The sequence below is a fragment of the Halovibrio sp. HP20-59 genome, from assembly GCF_033052795.2.
GTDB lineage: Bacteria > Pseudomonadota > Gammaproteobacteria > Pseudomonadales > Halomonadaceae > Vreelandella.
In genome coordinates this window covers 21,781-36,731 of the sequence record NZ_JAWJUW020000016.1, presented here as the reverse complement: position 1 = coordinate 36,731, position 14,951 = coordinate 21,781, and the positions used below count along the sequence as shown (strand labels likewise).

The window sequence follows — 14,951 nt, the reverse complement described above, 5'->3', positions numbered from 1 at the left end:
GCCTGCAATGAGCGAAATGACATTCGAAAAAATGATCAACCAGATGACTCCAGCGATTTACGAAAGCCTTAAACAGGCGGTATCGCTGCGCAAATGGCCCGACGGTCGCCGCTTAACGCCGGAACAGACCGAACTCTGCTTGGAAGCCGTCATGCGCTTTGAGGTGGAGAACAACGTGCCGGAAGAGAACCGCGTAGGCTATTTAGAGCAGCGTACCTGCGGTGCAGCGGCTAGCGGCGCTGGCGTATCGCCGGAACTGGCCGGCTTGGCACGGGATGCCACGCGTGATTGAAGCGGCAGTACCGGGCTTTTCAGTAGAGGGCTGTTTAAGCAAAATGGCGGCAGCGCTACCTGGCCGCCAAGACCAGCCGGTGGTTTACCACTTGCGCGCGGGTGAGCACCGTGTTGCGCTTAACGAGCGTATCGGTGAGCCGCTTAGTTTGCGGTGGACGGGAGCCATTGCCTGTACCCACTGCGGGCGAGCAACCAAGAAGAGCTTTGCCCAAGGCCACTGTTACCCCTGCTTCAAGCGGCTAGCCCAGTGCGATACCTGCATTATGAAGCCTGAAACCTGTCACTTTTTCCAAGGCACCTGCCGTGAGCCGGAGTGGGGCGAGCGACACTGTTTCCAGCCCCATATCGTCTATTTGGCTAACTCATCGGGGCTTAAAGTAGGCATCACCCGCAAAACCCAAATGCCTACCCGCTGGTTGGATCAAGGCGCGATTCAGGCGCTGCCGATTCTTGAAGTGGATACGCGTCAGCAGTCCGGTTTTGTCGAAATGCTGTTTAAAGAACAGGTTGCCGACCGCACCAACTGGCGGGCGATGCTCAAAGGCGACGTCGAAACCATGGATTTAAGTGCCGAGCGGGATCGTTTGTTGACCCTGCTAGCCGATGGATTGAACCAACTGCGCGAGACTCATGGTTCGGATGCTATCCGTTTGTTGGAACAGCCTGCGCAACATTTTCACTACCCCGTCAGCGTTTTTCCCAAAAAAGTGGTGTCGCATAACTTTGATAAGCAGCCACTGGTAGAAGGCGTGCTGCAAGGCGTCAAAGGGCAGTATTTGATCCTCGATAGCGGGGTCATTAATCTCCGCAAATTCACCGGTTACGAGATCCAGGTGAGTTAAGCGGCTAGCCATAAGAGGGCGTTTTGACTAAGGTTAGGGGGTGATCTGACCCGCCTTACGCAACGCAAGGAAGCCCCGATGCCTTGGCTTAAACTGCTTCACATTGCCGCGCTAGTGATCTGGTGCGGCTCACTTCTTTATCTGCCCGCCTTGCTTAGCCAGGCGCTGCAGCTTCGCAAAGACGCGGGCTTCGCCCAGGGCACACCGCCCATGCCGCGGTTCTTTTATAACTCCGTCGCTACCCCGGCCGCCTTAGTGGCTATTGCCTCGGGCACGCTGCTGTTTCTCATCCATGGTGTGCTGGGCGGCTGGCTGATCTTAAAACTGGGTGCTGTTGTGGCCATGGTCGCCGCCCACGGCTGCTTTGGCTGGTTAATCTTGCGCCTTGAGATGGGCCACTACCGCTGGGTAAAACCCACCAACTGGACGGCGCTATGCGTTGCGTTGGCGGGCATTATAGGCGTGCTGGGGCTTGTGTTAGCTAAGCCACTGGATTGGAGCTAACGCTATGGCGCTAATCCTTAACCTCGACACCCACCGCGTGTTCATACACCAGTTGACCGCCCAGCCAGCCCGCCAAAGCGATCAACGCTGCGGTGAGCAGCGATACGGCCAGCCCCCAGGGCAAAATCGCACTCGGGTCGTTAAAGCGCAGCAGCCAGTTCAACGACGCCAACGAGAGCATCACCACCGCGACGATAGCGTGGCTCCAGCCGGTTATCAGACGGCGAATGCGCGGTACAGTGACCAGATCGATAATCCCAGCCGTACTGGCAATCCAGCCGCCGAAAGCACCGACGCCTGCCAGCCACAAGCTAGCGCGCAACCAGAACGGATCGCCGCTCAGCAGGAAACCGATATCGCTTGCCACCAGCGCCATCAGGGCCGCGACGGGAAAGTGAATCATCACGGGATGAAGTGGATGGCCGGCGAGAGATGCGCGGCTTTTAATCGAGCGCTGGCGAGGCTTTGCCATAGTCACTTCCTGTGGGCAGAAAAAGGAATTCAAGGGATGAGGTTGATTATTCAACGCTTAACCCAGCAGCGGGTCAACTCACTTGGCACACCGCTAGCGCTGTCAGTCGGCCTGCTATTAGCCGGTTGCGCCGGGGATAAGTCTATTCTAGACCCGGCAGGCCAAGCCGCGCGAGACGTGGTGATGATCTGGTGGGTAATGCTAGGGTTTGGCACTGTGGTATTGGTGCTGGTGACTGCTTTTTGGCTGTATACCTTCAAGCGCAAAGAGGTAATACGAACGCCCGCTGAGGAGCGAACAATAGCGCGTCGCTGGATTATTGGCGGCGGCATTGTGCTGCCCGTGGCCAGCATTACCGCGCTACTGGCTTTTGGTGTGCCCACCGGTCAGCGGCTTTTACCGTTGCCCCTGGCAGAGCCACCGGAGGTAATTGAAGTCATTGGCCACCAGTGGTGGTGGGAAGTGCGCTACCCCGGCGCAGAAGGGGGTGAGGTGGTGACTTCTAATCAGCTCATCATGCCGGCAGGGGAACCGATCGACTTTCACGTTACCGGTGCTGACGTTATTCACGCTTTCTGGGTGCCGCGACTGGGCGGCAAGATCGATATGATCCCAGGGCGAGTGAACAAAATACGCTTGGAAGCAGACGAGCCGGCGGTATTTGGCGCCCAGTGCGCCGAGTTCTGCGGCGCCCAGCATGCCCAAATGCAGCTCTATGTGGAAGCCGTCGAGCGGGACGAGTACGACGCCTGGCTGGCCGCTCGCCAAACGGAGGCATTATCGTCGCTTGCGGCAAACGATCAGCAGCATGAAACTGCCAGGGAGGCATTTATGACCCATTGTGCCAGCTGCCACCGGGTAGCAGGACTCTCCTCTGGGGAAGAGGGGCCGGATCTTTCTGATCTTGGCAGCCGGACGAGCCTCGGGGCGGGAATAATGGCCATGGAGGAGGGCGCAGTCACCCACTGGCTTAAGCATCACCAACGCTTAAAACCGGGCAACAAAATGCCGCCCCATGATGATATCGAGACGGCCACCTTGGAGTCTCTGGGTGCTTGGCTGGAGACGCTAACCCCATGACCACTATTAACCGTGAAGCGACCCCAGAAGGCGATAACATTAAAGGCCCTAACCAACTGCACAATGACTTGCACGATATTTGGGGCAATCCGCGTGGTTTGAAAGCACTCACCATTGTTAACCATACCACTCTCGGCCTACGTTTTATGGTTACCGGGATGGTGTTCTTCTTGATTGGTGGCCTATTGGCCATGCTGGTGCGCACCCAGCTGGCGCTACCCGATCAAGACTTTATGTCGCCGGATATCTATAGCCAAGTCACCACCATGCATGGCACGGTGATGATGTTTCTGTTCGCCATCCCAATGCTGGAAGGGTTGGCGATTTATATGATTCCCAAGATGATCGGTGCCCGTGATCTGGTTTGCCCACGGCTAACATCCCTGGGTTACTGGTGCTATCTGTTTGGCGGCATCATCCTGTCGTTTAGCTTGGTGTTAGAGATGGCACCAGACAGCGGCTGGTTTATGTATACCCCGCTCAGTAGCAGCGAGTACTCACCGGGATTGGGCTCAGATTTTTGGCTGCTGGGGATCACCTTCGTTGAGATCTCCGCGCTCTCTGCCGGGGTCGAATTGGTGGTTTCGATACTGCGTACTCGCACCCAGGGCATGGCGCTGCACAAAATGCCGCTGTTTGCCTGGTATATCCTCGCCATGGCGCTGATGATCGTGGTCGGTTTCCCGCCGCTGATTCTGGGCAGTATTCTACTGGAGCTTGAACGCGCAGTGGGGATGCCCTTTTTTGAAGTGGCCGGTGGCGGTGACCCGATTCTTTGGCAGCACCTCTTTTGGCTATTCGGCCATCCTGAGGTTTACATCATTTTCCTGCCTGCGGCGGGCATTGTCTCCACGCTGATACCAGTGTTTGCTGGTCGTCCGATCGTTGGTTACGGCTGGGTGGTCTTCGCCATTACCGTGACAGGCTTTATCAGTTTCGGGCTCTGGGTTCACCACATGTTTACCGTGGGCATTCCTCAACTGGCCCAAGCCTTCTTCTCCGCCGCCAGTATGTTGGTGGCGGTGCCTACGGCGATTCAGGTGTTTGTGTGGCTGGCCACGCTATGGCTGGGCAAGCCCAAGATGAAGCTGCCGATGTTATGGATCGTGGGCTTCCTGATTATCTTCGTGTGTGGTGGCTTGACCGGGGTAATGCTGGCGCTGGTGCCCTTTAACTGGCAGGTGCACGACACCCACTTTGTGGTGGCGCATATGCACTATGTGCTGGTTGGCGGGATGTTCTTTCCGCTGATTGCCGGGCTCTACTACTGGTTGCCGCTTTTTTCAGGACGGATGCCTTCAGAAACTCTCGGCAAATGGGGCTTTTGGCTCACCTTTTCGGGCTTTAATGGCACCTTTTTGATCATGCACTGGACTGGCCTGCTGGGTATGCCGCGGCGGGTTTACTCCTATGAAACGGGCATGGGCTGGGATATTTTCAACCTGCTGTCATCCATGAGTAGCTTTATTATGTCGGCGGGGATTGCCATGGTGTTGCTCGATTTTGCGCTGCACTTCCGTTTCGGCAAACCCGCTAAGCACAATCCCTGGAACGCGGATACCCTGGAGTGGGCCAACAGTATGCCACCCAGCGCCTATAACTTTGTCAGCCTGCCAAAGATCGAGACGCGCCACCCACTATGGGATGACCCGGATCTGCCGCGCACCATGGCAGAAGGGCAACATAGCCTGGCGGTGGCTACCCATGGCCGACGGGAGATGTGGGGCACTGACCCTTTGACCGGCAAAGTGCGGGAAATCATTCATCTGCCGGGTAACTCCTGGTGGCCGCTGTTTGCTGCCATGGCGCTGGCCGTGGTGTGTGTAAGCCTGCTGACGCGGCTATATCCGCTAGCCGGTATCGCCGTTGTCGTGGCTGGCCTATTTCTACTGCGCTGGTCTTGGGAGAATGGTGCCCATCCAAAAGCAGCGCCGGATGCCGAGGTAGCTCCCGGCGACCCTCCGCTCCACTCGCGCACCATGGATGGTCCAGGCCTATGGGCCATGTCGATCACGCTGCTCGCCAATGGTTCGTTCTTTCTCTCTTACCTATTTGGCTGGTTCTATCTATGGACAGTGTCCCCTGAGTGGCGGATGCCCGAGACCTCACCGCTCTCCTTGGTGGGGCTGATCCTTGCCGGGGTGGCGCTAACCGCTGGCGTGGTAATTCTCGAAAAACTGGTGCGCGGTTTGCGCCAGGGTAAGGATGCGGGACTGGCAGTGGGCATGTATAGCATCAGTGCCCTAGGCTTTGTGCAGGTAGCGGTAACGCTGTGGGTGCTGCTGAGTGCAGACTTGGCGGTTACCGAAACCTCCCATGATGCGATCATTATGGTCGGGCTGGCCTATGCGCTGTTACACGGCGGTTTAGGTGCGGTGCTTACCTTGCTTCAGGGCCTGCGGGTAGGTTATGGCTATGTGGGTGCCCATGCGCCTTTCGAACCCGCCGTGGTTGCCCAGTGGTGGCGCTATAATCTGGTGACGTTTTGGATACTCGTGGGCGCGCTTGCGGTGTTGCCTCGCGTGATAGGGAGCTAAGCTAATGTCCATCACGATGCAGCGTTTAAATCTCACCCATCCCTTACATTTCGTCATTGGCTTAACGCTATGGTGTATCTGGTTCGTGGCCGTTTACGGCGGGCACGCAGTCGCCTGCTCAGTGGCGCCACCTGCTCCCGAGCAGGGCATCTTCACCCTGGTGAACGCTATGCTGCTTGTGGTCAGTATCGCGGCGATTGCGTTACTGGCAGCGTTAACGGTGGGCTGTTGCCGCATGGCCAAACGTCATGAAGGGCGACTGCGCTTTAATGCCACGGTTTCTGCCGGGCTGTATCTTTTCTCTACCTTAGGCGTTGTGTTTGCGGCAATGCCGATTATGGGCATTCCGCCTTGCCTGTAAGCGATGCCTTTAGCAAAGAGGATGAGCAGCTCTATACCCTACACGGTATGTGGTGCACCAGCTGTGCCCTGGCCGTGGAAGGCTCTCTAAAGCGGCTTGAAGGCGTGCGTGAGGTTAGCGTCCACTACCCAAGCGCGACGCTCTGCATCAGTGGCATGCCTTCCTTAATTCAGCTCTCTACTCTTGCCCCCAAGATTAGACGCCTGGGCTATCGGTTGACAGAACTTGAGCCGGTGGCGGATGCCCATGGGCGTTTAGAAGAGGAGAGCCGCTACCTGACGCTGAGGCTGATGGTCGGTTCGCTGTTAGGCATGTGGACGATGCTCGCTTCACTATTGATATATGCGGGTGCATTGCCTTCGGAGCGGGTTGAGTTGGTGGTTGCGTGGGTGTCGGGGGCATTTTCCCTGCCTGTGGTGCTGTTCGCAGGGGTACCGTTTTACCGGGCCGGATGGCGCACGCTGCTCGCCAAGCGCCCCGGTATGGATGTGCTGGTTAGCCTTGGCGTTATTGGTGCTGTGATGGTTTCGGCTTGGCTGTTATGGCGCGGCTCTAGCGAGGTCTATTTCGACACGGCGGTGATGCTTATTGTGCTTTTACTCGTTGGTCGACTGGTGGAAACGCTGTGCCGTCACCGCGGGCTAAAAGCGCTTGATGCTCTGGCGCTGCCAAATGATGACATTACGGTTTGGCAGAACGGGCGCTGGGGATCGGTTCCTGTGGATGAAGTGACGAAGGGTACGCGCGTCAAGCTAGCGCCCGGTAAGTTGATAGCCCTTGATGGGATTCTGGAAATCCCCGGTTGGATCGATACTGCCTCGCTGACCGGCGAAAGCCTGCCGCGCCACTTTTATGCCGGACAGAAGGTCTACGCGGGCTACCGCTACTTGGGGACAACGCCGCTGGTCATGCAGGTGAGTGCAGGCGTAGGCAAGCGGCGACTGGATCAGCTATGTGACGAAATGCGCCGCTATCAGGCCAAAAAAGGTGAATTACAGAAGCTGGCTGACCGTTTTGCCGCTTGGCTAAGCCCGCTAGCCCTAGTGCTAGCGATGATAACGCTGCCCGTTGCGCTGCTATTTGGGCTGGGCTGGGAGGAAGCCTTTGTGCGCGCACTTTCGGTGTTAGTGGTTGCTTGCCCCTGCGCCGTGGGGCTTGCGGTGCCGCTGGCAAGTCTTGCCGGTAGCGGCCAGGCCATGCAGCAGGGTGTTGCGCTACGCGACCCGGCAGCGCTCGAAACCCTGGCACACATTCGCTCGGTAGCGTTGGATAAAACCGGCACCTTAACCACTGGCAGCCATACGGTGCTGCACTGGCAGGCACGGGAAGGCGTTGATGAGTACACCTTGCAGCGCAAGCTCAGGGCCGCTGTTGCTGGCAGCGAACACCCTTTGGCACAAGCGTTAGCGCGTTGGTCGAACCGTCAAGACAATCATCACCCTGAGAAATGCCTGCAGGTTAACGACACCCCAGGGGAAGGCCGCCGCGTGCAACTTAACAGCGGTGAGTGGCTGATAGTCGGTAGCGCTAGTTGGCTAACCAAACAGCAGGTTGTGCTGCCAGACCAAGAGGAAGACACAACGCTGGCCTTTGCTTCTCAAGTGATGGTGGCTGATGGTACAGGCTGGTTAGCCACGCTCTACCTTACTGATCAACCGGTGGAAGACGCTGAAAAAAGTGTGAAACATCTGCTAGATGCAGGGTATGTGGTGGCAATGATCAGCGGTGATCGGCAGGGGGCAGTTAGTTGGTTAGGTGAGCAGATAGGCCTTGCCCGTGAAGCTTGCTATGCTCAGCGCTCGCCTGAATCCAAAGCGCGGCTTTTGCAAGGGTTGCCATCGCCAACGCTCTACGTGGGGGATGGCTTAAACGATACCTTGAGTTTGGCCGCGGCCGATGTGGGCATCGCACCACTGAGTGCCAGCGAAGCTGCCCGGGAGGGTGCTTCCGCACAGCTAATGACGCCGGGGATCGGTGGTGTCGTGAAACTGCTCAGCATTGCTAAACGTGCGCGGCGCATCATGGTTCAGAATCTGCTCTTTTCGGCGCTCTACAACACCCTGGCTCTCGGGCTTGTGGTGCTGATGGCGATCCCCCCGCTAGTGGCGGTGCTCGCCATGGCGGCAAGCTCGCTGACGGTAACCCTTAACGCTGCACGGCTGGCATGGGCAGAACCGGATGAAAATGACTAAATAGTATAGCCGAGCGCCTGTTTAAGCTGCTCGGCGTGTGTAGCCACCCAGCGCGGGTCAATCGCTCCCCAATCTCGTATCTGGTAGCGGCCAATGTTGTGGCGCTCGCCGTCATCTTTCGTAAAGACACACTCAATATCCAGCTCGGCAAGGGAGGCGATCGTATCCTGGGCGGTGCGCCGCGGCATGCCGGTGGCCTCGATGAGTGCGGGCACGCTGGCAACGCCTTGTTCGATCAAATGGGCGACGTATAAACGGCGGTAAAAACTCGATTTGGTTTTGCTTATAGCAGGCATTCGGCTTCCTTTGCAGCTGATTTATGCGCGTGCTGCTTAGCTTAAATGAATAAATCCTGCTGCGCTCGTGGTGGGCGAAAATCCCGGGTGTTCAAACCCTGCTCGGTACGCTCCTGCATGTTCCACTGGCGGCTTGCGCGGGCAAAGCGTTGGGCAATTAAATCGGCAAATACCCCTTCACCGCGAAAGCGCTTACCAAACTTGGCATCGTACGCTTTACCGCCACGGCACTGACGCATTAGGCTCATTACTTTCGCAGCGCGCTCCGGGTAGTGGGCTTCTAACCACGCTTCAAACAGCGGCGCCACTTCATAGGGCAAACGCAGCAGCATCCAGGCGGCGGTTCTCGCCCCTGCACGGCTGGCGGCTTCCAAGAGTTTTTCGATTTCATGATCAGTTAACCCCGGAATAACCGGCGAAATCAGTGCACCCACTGGAATACCCGCGGTATTCAGTTCACGAATCGCCCGCAAGCGCGCCTGAGGCGATGCCGCCCGTGGCTCTAAGGTACGTTTCAAATTGGCATCCAGGCTGGTCAAACTGACAAACACGCGCACCAGCCGGTGTTCGGCCATCTCCGCCAGGAGTTCCAAATCGCGCAGCACTAAGGTGCTTTTAGTCACCAGCGTTACCGGATGGCGACACTCCAGGAGCAGCTCCAGCAAGCGGCGGGTGGTCTGGTAGGTGGCCTCTAGCGGCTGATAGCAGTCGGTGTTGCCGGAAAGGTTGATCGGGCGGCACACGTAATTAGGGTGGCACAGCTCTTCGGTTAACCGCTCTACCAATCCACTGCGGGCAATCAGTTTGGTTTCAAAATCCAGCCCTGGCGATAAGTCCCAGTAGGCATGTGAGGGTCGGGCATAGCAGTAGACGCAGCCATGCTCACAGCCACGATAAGGGTTCAGCGAGCGATCAAAAGGTAAGTCCGGCGAGCGATTCCACGACAAAGCACTTTTGCTTACCTCCTCACGCACTTCGGTGGCGATGGTCGTCTTCGCCTCCTCCCGCCACCAGCCGTCATCTTCCGCCACACTACGGGTAGGCGCAAAACGGTTGTGAGGGTCGTAAGTTGCCCCGCGACCCTTGCGCACGGCTGAAACACTAGACGTTTGATCGGGCGTCGCCATTTGCCACCTCTGACTTGTATAAAAATAAATGGTTATATATACAGTATATGGCGTTTGTTTAAAGGCGCAAGGCAGGCCCGCTTAAGCAAGCCTTTGTGAATATCGTCGTTACCGATTTGCTGGCGCTTATTATGGATGAGGTGGGAGGATGATGATTATTTTGTCTCTTTTAAGATACGGTGCTATTCTGTCTTCAGGGTGTAATTCAAGAGGTGCTCATGCCAGAGATTGATGCTCTGCTAGGGCTTTCATTTTGTATGTATTTTTTTGATAACAAGCAGCACAAGCTTCCCCATGTACACGTGAAATATGGTGGCTATGAATTGATAATCGCTATTGAGTCAAGTAAGTGCTTAGAGGGATATTTGCCCAGTAAGCAACGTAAGCGGGCTGAAAACCACATTGCCGAGCATCGTGAGCAGCTAATGCATATGTGGCAGAAAGCAGTAAATGGTGAAAATCCAGGCAAGTTAGGTGACGTATGTTAAAGATCATTGATGTGGATTTGGTTGGGCCATATAAGCTTGAACTGGTTTTTAGCGATGGTTTTCATGGCGTTGCTGATCTATCAGACTATTTTAGCAAGGCACCCTTTTCAGCAATTAAAGACTTCCAAAAGTTCTCACTAACCGCGGATGGGGCGCTCAACTGGCGTGGCAACGAGCTTTCTGCGAGCACCCTACGTGCAGTGACAAAAGGCGTGCAAAAAACAGCAGCTCTTAGCTTCAACGTGCAGGAAATGGAGGATGTCATTAAGCAAGCTTCTTGGGACTCTATGCAGGAAGGGCGCCCCGACATTCTGCAGGCTGCCATTCGCTCTTATGTGGAGCAGTTTGGGCATAGCCAAGTCATTGCCAAAGCAGGTATCAAAAGCCGTACCAGCGCCTATCGTTCCCTAAAGCCACAAACGACACCCAATTTCGCCACTTTAGTTCAGTTGGGACATGCGGTTATTGAGCTAGCGAAAGAAAGTGCAAATGAGCGTTCTGAAATCCCCTGTAAAGCGGTGATAATTCGATGATCAAGCTAGAAAAACTGAATACTTCGGATACCGCTGAGGTGGGCAATATCACAGTGCGCGATGATCAAGAAAAGTTTGTGGGAACCGCTAAGGGGTTTCTCGCTGATAAAAATGAGGCTACCCATCTATATTTGATTAAACACAATGATCAGCTGATAGGGTGCTTCAAAATCGATATAGCCTACGCTGATGAATATGATTTTTGCACTGAAGGTAGCATAGGCCTACGCACGTTTCTCATTGACGCCAAGCAACAGGGCAGAGGACTCGGGACGTCGGCGGTAAAAGCGCTGTTTCCCTATCTAAAAGAAAACTATGCGAACTACCCTCGACTCTATCTAACCGTGAACTGTAAGAACCCAGCGGCATACACCTGTTACCAGAAGGCGGGCTTTCATGAGACAGGTGAGCACTACTTGGGTGGGGCTGCGGGGCCTCAACATATTATGTATTGGGACATCCAATGATATGACCGTTCATCCCGGCGGTAGTGAATCTGTTCTGGCTATTTGGCAGGCTTTAACAATCGGTTGCACTATGACTATTTTTCCTCCGCTTTGGGGCTCCAACCTGACGGATGAGTCGGGCGTAAGCTATCGAAAAGGACAGTATGAGCGCTGTGAATAAGGCGGATCACCTGAGGATGAGCTATGGAGATTGATGAAGAGAAAATAGACGAGGCCGTACTAGCTTTGCTGTATCTGACTTTGCATGATGGCGGTCGGGCTTGGAAATCCTTTGACTGGGATGCCATGAATAGGCTTCACGAAAAAGGGTTCATTGAGAACCCCGTTGGAAAGGCAAAGTCTATCCTGTTCACTGAGGATGGCCTGAAAGAGTCAGAGCGTCTATTTCAAAAACTATTCAGTAAGGGCGCTTGAAATTATGTGCTGGCCTTTGTTTGCTGAGGCAGCAATAAACAGGCTATGCCTCAGATGAAAAGCAGGCGCTTAGCGAAGCAGCTGCACTGGCAGTGATGTTATGAGTCGTTAATCCGTTTCTACTAATTAAATGCCAATCGACATTCAATGCATTTAAGCCCATTACCCTATAGCCATTGCCTGGGGTATTGTTGCCCAGAAATAAATCGATGATACACGTAGCCGAAACCCACCGTCAGTATGGCCCCGGACGCTACAGGTGTGATTAAGAAGTGCCAGCTCTCACCCGCCAGCATAATCAATAAAGGGTTAGCTCCAGCAGGCGGATGGATGGTATTGGTAAGCATCATAGCTACTATCGATAACCCAACCGCCAGACCTAGCGTCCATTCATGCACACCAAAAAAATGCGCCACAATAAGGCCTAAAGATGCTGTTATTAAGTGACCCGCAACAACATTGCGTGGTTGTGCTAATGGGCTGGTGGGTAATCCAAACAGTATTACCATGGTTGCGCCGAATGGCGCCATTAACCATAAAGCTTCGCTGTGTGAACTTATAAAGCTAAGTGCCGTTATGCAGCCGGTAGCACCTATGCCTGCTAGAAGAGCTGTCTTTTGTTGAACAGGGAAAATCTGCGCAATCTTCATGAAGCAACCTCATGGTAAAAGCTGGAGTAGTGGAGACCGATCTGTCTACCCTGATCATGGTAGACAGATCGGTCTCCAGGCGTCAATATGTTCTAGACAAAATCAATGTGAGGTTTCAGCGTGGAGAGAAGAGAGCAGTTGGTCTCGGTCGCCTTTGGACTATTTTACCGTTATGGGGTGCATGCTATTGGCATCAACCGAGTCATCGCTGACTCAGGCGTGGCAAAGAAAACGCTCTACACTTATTTTTCCAGTAAAGAAGCCTTGGTTGCTGCGACGGTGGATTATCGTGATTCTCAGTTTTTTTCTTGGATCGAAGGACGAACCCAGCGTGCATCTGATGGTCAGGGCGCGATTTATGCTTTGTTCGATGCGCTTGATGATTGGTTTAATGAGAGGGAAAAGCTGATACATGCTTTCCATGGTTGTTATTTCATCAATGTGAGTGCTGAATTCAGCGATTTAAGCCATCCCATTCACCAACAATGCGCTAGCCACAAAAGAGCAATGCTTGGTTTGATAAGACTATATGTTTCGCGGTTATTCTCGGATGACAAAACGGTGACTATGCTGTCGGAAGCCATAGCAGTTTTAAAAGAAGGAGCGACCATCCAGGCCCATGTTATGGGAGATTTGAAAGCAGCTGTAAAAGCTAAGGTCATCGTTACAGAGTTGTTGACAACTAGACTAGGGCATTAGTCCGGACTAGTGATAGATAGTTGACTCACAACGTCTACTCCATTCCATAGCGATATACTTACTGATTTTGCTGAATAAGAAACGCAATCCCATGACAACGGCACAGGATGAACAGAGGAGCATGAAGCCTAACGTCCCCTTAGCTAGGCTTGGCTATGCGGGATGTGCCTGCTTGCTGCCCGAGGTGCAGACCATTTTGGCTGGCATCGCAGTCTGCGGCCAGGAATCTAAAAACGCCTTGGCTTCATAAAGCCAAAGCGTTCCTTTTCTATTGATTTACCAACCTATCCGTTCAACGCTTCTTGCGTGATGGCTTTTTCTCGGCATTGGCCGGCGTGCTTTCCTCTTCGCCGTTGCCACCGTTGGGGAAGTGAGCACGCACCAGCTCCAGCAGGCCTTGAGTGGAGGTGTCGAAGTCAGCGGCGTTGGTGTCGATGCGTTCGCTGATCTCACCGGCGATGCGCTTGCCGAGCTGTACGCCCCACTGGTCAAAGGAGTTGATGTTCCAGATTACCCCTTGCACGAATACCTTGTGCTCGTAGAGCGCAATCAGCGCGCCCAGGTTTTTTGGCGTTAGCTCATCCAGCAGTAGGGTGCTTGAAGGGCGGTTGCCGGGGCAACTGTAGGGGTCGTGCTGGCTTAGCTCTTTGCTATCGCCTTGGCTGCCTTCCATAAAGGCGTTGGCTTGGGCGAGCATATTGGTCAGTAGGGCGAAGTGGTGGTCTTCCACGCCGGGCTCGGGCTTGAGCGAGGCGATAAAGTCGATGGGCACGTAGCGGGTGCCCTGGTGCAGTAGCTGGAAGAAGGCGTGCTGGCCATTGGAGCCGGTTTGCCCCCATACAATCGGGCCGGTTTTGTAGTTCACCGGGTGGCCGAAAATATCCACCGACTTACCGTTTGACTCCATATCCAGCTGCTGCAAAAACGAAGGCAGTTGGTTCAGCGCCTGGTCGTAAGGCACGATGGCTTGGGTCTCAGCGCCAATAAAGTTGATGTACCAAATACCAATCAGTGCCATCAGCACGGGCATGTTTTGCGAGAAGGGCGCGTTGATGAAATGGTTATCCATCTCATGAGCGCCTTCCAGCAGCTCAATAAAGCCTTCGAAGCCAATCGAAAGCGCAATCGGCAGCCCGATGGACGACCACATGGAGTAGCGTCCACCCACCCAGGCCCAGAACTCGAATACGTTCTCTTCACGAATGCCGAACTCCATGGCCGCTTTGCGGTTGGTAGAGGCGGCAATAAAGTGCGCGCCCACATCGGCGTCTTCGCCAGCGTTCTCCAGGAACCAGCGCCGCGCGGTTTTGGCGTTTAGCAGTGTCTCCTGTGTAGAGAAGGTCTTGGTAGAGACGATAAACAGCGTAGTGGCTGGGTCAAGGCGCGAGAGCACCTTCTGAATATGAGTGCCGTCCACGTTGGAGACGAAGTGGAAGTGCAGCTCCGGGTGGCGGTATTTGAGCAGCGCACGCACCGCCATGTTGGGGCCAAGATCCGAGCCGCCAATGCCGATATTGACCACATCTTTAATGCGTTTGCCGCTGTAGCCTTTCCATTCACCGCTGCGCACCGCTTCCGAGAACAGCTTGATCTGCTCGCGGGTGCGGGTGATCTCCGGCATGACATCTTCGCCGTCCACATAGACTGGCTCATCGCCTAAGTGGCGCAGCGCCGTGTGCAGCACCGGGCGGTTTTCCGTCACGTTGATAATATCGCCGGAGAACATCTGTGCCCGGCGCTGTACAAGTGCGGAGTGGTCGGCTAGCTCAATCAGCTTGGTAAGCACTTCATCGGAGACGTGGTGCTTGGAGTAGTCAAGAAACAGACCGCCCACCCGTAAGCTCATTTTCTCAAAGCGCTGCGGGTCATTGGTGAAGTAGTCACGAATGCGGTCGTTGGCGGTTTTGTCGCGCAGGCGGTCAAGCGCCTGCCAAGTAACACTACGCGTGAGCTGAAACATAGGGCGATCCGTTTGTTATAAATGAGTTGGATGAT

The 14,951-nt window shown here is 54.8% G+C and carries 17 protein-coding genes; 12 read left to right on the top strand and 5 right to left on the bottom strand.

Annotation, left to right across the window (positions count from 1 at the left end):
- The first annotated feature begins 7 nt into the window (after positions 1-7).
- The 3 genes from RZA33_RS15730 to RZA33_RS15720 all read left to right on the top strand — a co-directional run bounded on the left by RZA33_RS15730 (position 8) and on the right by RZA33_RS15720 (position 1,640).
- Positions 8-292 (top strand): YeaC family protein, encoded by a 285-nt coding sequence (locus RZA33_RS15730; protein WP_133732659.1) that lies wholly within the window; start codon positions 8-10, stop codon positions 290-292.
- Entirely contained in the window at positions 276-1,136 is an 861-nt protein-coding gene (locus tag RZA33_RS15725; protein WP_133732658.1) for a DUF2797 domain-containing protein, read from the top strand. The genes RZA33_RS15730 and RZA33_RS15725 overlap by 17 nt, the downstream gene beginning before the upstream one ends.
- Positions 1,137-1,214: 78 nt before the next feature.
- Positions 1,215-1,640, top strand: coding sequence for a CopD family protein (locus tag RZA33_RS15720; protein ID WP_133732657.1), 426 nt, complete (start codon positions 1,215-1,217; stop codon positions 1,638-1,640).
- A gap of 10 nt (positions 1,641-1,650) precedes the next feature.
- Here RZA33_RS15720 and RZA33_RS15715 read toward each other — a convergent pair whose 3' ends face one another.
- Positions 1,651-2,112, bottom strand: coding sequence for a DUF2231 domain-containing protein (locus RZA33_RS15715; protein ID WP_133732656.1), 462 nt, complete (start codon positions 2,110-2,112; stop codon positions 1,651-1,653).
- Between the two features lie 36 nt (positions 2,113-2,148).
- Here RZA33_RS15715 and coxB point away from each other — a divergent pair, with 36 nt between their 5' ends.
- The 4 genes from coxB to RZA33_RS15695 are packed head-to-tail and all read left to right on the top strand — an operon-like array spanning position 2,149 to position 8,282.
- Positions 2,149-3,192, top strand: a complete 1,044-nt coding sequence (gene coxB, locus RZA33_RS15710) for a cytochrome c oxidase subunit II (protein WP_317508651.1) — start codon at positions 2,149-2,151, stop codon at positions 3,190-3,192.
- A complete protein-coding gene (gene ctaD, locus RZA33_RS15705; RefSeq protein WP_317508650.1) occupies positions 3,189-5,729 on the top strand; it encodes a cytochrome c oxidase subunit I in 2,541 nt (846 codons plus the stop codon). Before coxB ends, ctaD begins: the two co-directional genes overlap by 4 nt.
- A gap of 4 nt (positions 5,730-5,733) precedes the next feature.
- On the top strand, positions 5,734-6,090 hold the full coding sequence (locus RZA33_RS15700) for a hypothetical protein (protein WP_317508649.1): 357 nt from the start codon (positions 5,734-5,736) through the stop codon (positions 6,088-6,090).
- A 47-nt stretch (positions 6,091-6,137) separates the two neighbouring features.
- Positions 6,138-8,282 carry a cation-translocating P-type ATPase gene (locus RZA33_RS15695; RefSeq protein ID WP_317508701.1) on the top strand — a complete coding sequence of 715 codons (2,145 nt, stop codon included), beginning with the start codon at positions 6,138-6,140 and terminating at the stop codon, positions 8,280-8,282.
- Here the strand turns inward: RZA33_RS15695 and RZA33_RS15690 are convergent.
- Positions 8,279-8,578 carry a winged helix-turn-helix domain-containing protein gene (locus RZA33_RS15690; RefSeq protein WP_317508648.1) on the bottom strand — a complete coding sequence of 100 codons (300 nt, stop codon included), beginning with the start codon at positions 8,576-8,578 and terminating at the stop codon, positions 8,279-8,281. The two genes, RZA33_RS15695 and RZA33_RS15690, sit on opposite strands and share 4 nt — an antisense overlap.
- Positions 8,579-8,619: 41 nt before the next feature.
- Entirely contained in the window at positions 8,620-9,705 is a 1,086-nt protein-coding gene (locus tag RZA33_RS15685; protein ID WP_317508647.1) for a PA0069 family radical SAM protein, read from the bottom strand.
- A 218-nt stretch (positions 9,706-9,923) separates the two neighbouring features.
- Here RZA33_RS15685 and RZA33_RS15680 point away from each other — a divergent pair, with 218 nt between their 5' ends.
- The 4 genes from RZA33_RS15680 (at position 9,924) to RZA33_RS15665 (ending at position 11,607) form a co-directional block, all read left to right on the top strand.
- Entirely contained in the window at positions 9,924-10,193 is a 270-nt protein-coding gene (locus RZA33_RS15680) for a DUF4160 domain-containing protein (protein ID WP_416337877.1), read from the top strand.
- On the top strand, positions 10,187-10,726 hold the full coding sequence (locus RZA33_RS15675) for a DUF2442 domain-containing protein (protein WP_317508644.1): 540 nt from the start codon (positions 10,187-10,189) through the stop codon (positions 10,724-10,726). Before RZA33_RS15680 ends, RZA33_RS15675 begins: the two co-directional genes overlap by 7 nt.
- Positions 10,723-11,193, top strand: coding sequence for a GNAT family protein (locus RZA33_RS15670; protein WP_317508643.1), 471 nt, complete (start codon positions 10,723-10,725; stop codon positions 11,191-11,193). The genes RZA33_RS15675 and RZA33_RS15670 overlap by 4 nt, the downstream gene beginning before the upstream one ends.
- Before the next feature lie 183 nt (positions 11,194-11,376).
- Positions 11,377-11,607, top strand: coding sequence for a DUF6429 family protein (locus RZA33_RS15665; RefSeq protein ID WP_317508642.1), 231 nt, complete (start codon positions 11,377-11,379; stop codon positions 11,605-11,607).
- A 167-nt stretch (positions 11,608-11,774) separates the two neighbouring features.
- Here the strand turns inward: RZA33_RS15665 and RZA33_RS15660 are convergent, their stop codons facing one another.
- Positions 11,775-12,257: an HPP family protein gene (locus RZA33_RS15660; RefSeq protein ID WP_317508641.1), complete on the bottom strand. Its 483-nt coding sequence runs from the start codon at positions 12,255-12,257 to the stop codon at positions 11,775-11,777.
- 120 nt (positions 12,258-12,377) lie between these two features.
- Here RZA33_RS15660 and RZA33_RS15655 point away from each other — a divergent pair, with 120 nt between their 5' ends.
- Entirely contained in the window at positions 12,378-12,956 is a 579-nt protein-coding gene (locus RZA33_RS15655; RefSeq protein WP_317508640.1) for a TetR/AcrR family transcriptional regulator, read from the top strand.
- Positions 12,957-13,248: 292 nt separating this feature from the next.
- Here the strand turns inward: RZA33_RS15655 and pgi are convergent, their stop codons facing one another.
- Complete coding sequence (gene pgi / locus RZA33_RS15650; protein ID WP_317508639.1) at positions 13,249-14,916, bottom strand: glucose-6-phosphate isomerase; 1,668 nt, start codon at positions 14,914-14,916, stop codon at positions 13,249-13,251.
- Between the last annotated feature and the right edge of the window lie 35 nt (positions 14,917-14,951).

What these genes read in the sequence shown, in the direction of transcription:
- RZA33_RS15730 (WP_133732659.1), top strand. Translation starts at nt 8, where the DNA reads ATGAGCGAAATGACATTCGAAAAAATGATCAACCAGATGACTCCAGCG.
- RZA33_RS15725 (WP_133732658.1), top strand. Translation starts at nt 276, where the DNA reads ATGCCACGCGTGATTGAAGCGGCAGTACCGGGCTTTTCAGTAGAGGGC.
- RZA33_RS15720 (WP_133732657.1), top strand. Translation starts at nt 1,215, where the DNA reads ATGCCTTGGCTTAAACTGCTTCACATTGCCGCGCTAGTGATCTGGTGC.
- RZA33_RS15715 (WP_133732656.1), bottom strand. Translation starts at nt 2,112, where the DNA reads ATGGCAAAGCCTCGCCAGCGCTCGATTAAAAGCCGCGCATCTCTCGCC.
- coxB (WP_317508651.1), top strand. Translation starts at nt 2,149, where the DNA reads ATGAGGTTGATTATTCAACGCTTAACCCAGCAGCGGGTCAACTCACTT.
- ctaD (WP_317508650.1), top strand. Translation starts at nt 3,189, where the DNA reads ATGACCACTATTAACCGTGAAGCGACCCCAGAAGGCGATAACATTAAA.
- RZA33_RS15700 (WP_317508649.1), top strand. Translation starts at nt 5,734, where the DNA reads ATGTCCATCACGATGCAGCGTTTAAATCTCACCCATCCCTTACATTTC.
- RZA33_RS15695 (WP_317508701.1), top strand. Translation starts at nt 6,138, where the DNA reads ATGTGGTGCACCAGCTGTGCCCTGGCCGTGGAAGGCTCTCTAAAGCGG.
- RZA33_RS15690 (WP_317508648.1), bottom strand. Translation starts at nt 8,578, where the DNA reads ATGCCTGCTATAAGCAAAACCAAATCGAGTTTTTACCGCCGTTTATAC.
- RZA33_RS15685 (WP_317508647.1), bottom strand. Translation starts at nt 9,705, where the DNA reads ATGGCGACGCCCGATCAAACGTCTAGTGTTTCAGCCGTGCGCAAGGGT.
- RZA33_RS15680 (WP_416337877.1), top strand. Translation starts at nt 9,924, where the DNA reads ATGCCAGAGATTGATGCTCTGCTAGGGCTTTCATTTTGTATGTATTTT.
- RZA33_RS15675 (WP_317508644.1), top strand. Translation starts at nt 10,187, where the DNA reads ATGTTAAAGATCATTGATGTGGATTTGGTTGGGCCATATAAGCTTGAA.
- RZA33_RS15670 (WP_317508643.1), top strand. Translation starts at nt 10,723, where the DNA reads ATGATCAAGCTAGAAAAACTGAATACTTCGGATACCGCTGAGGTGGGC.
- RZA33_RS15665 (WP_317508642.1), top strand. Translation starts at nt 11,377, where the DNA reads ATGGAGATTGATGAAGAGAAAATAGACGAGGCCGTACTAGCTTTGCTG.
- RZA33_RS15660 (WP_317508641.1), bottom strand. Translation starts at nt 12,257, where the DNA reads ATGAAGATTGCGCAGATTTTCCCTGTTCAACAAAAGACAGCTCTTCTA.
- pgi (WP_317508639.1), bottom strand. Translation starts at nt 14,916, where the DNA reads ATGTTTCAGCTCACGCGTAGTGTTACTTGGCAGGCGCTTGACCGCCTG.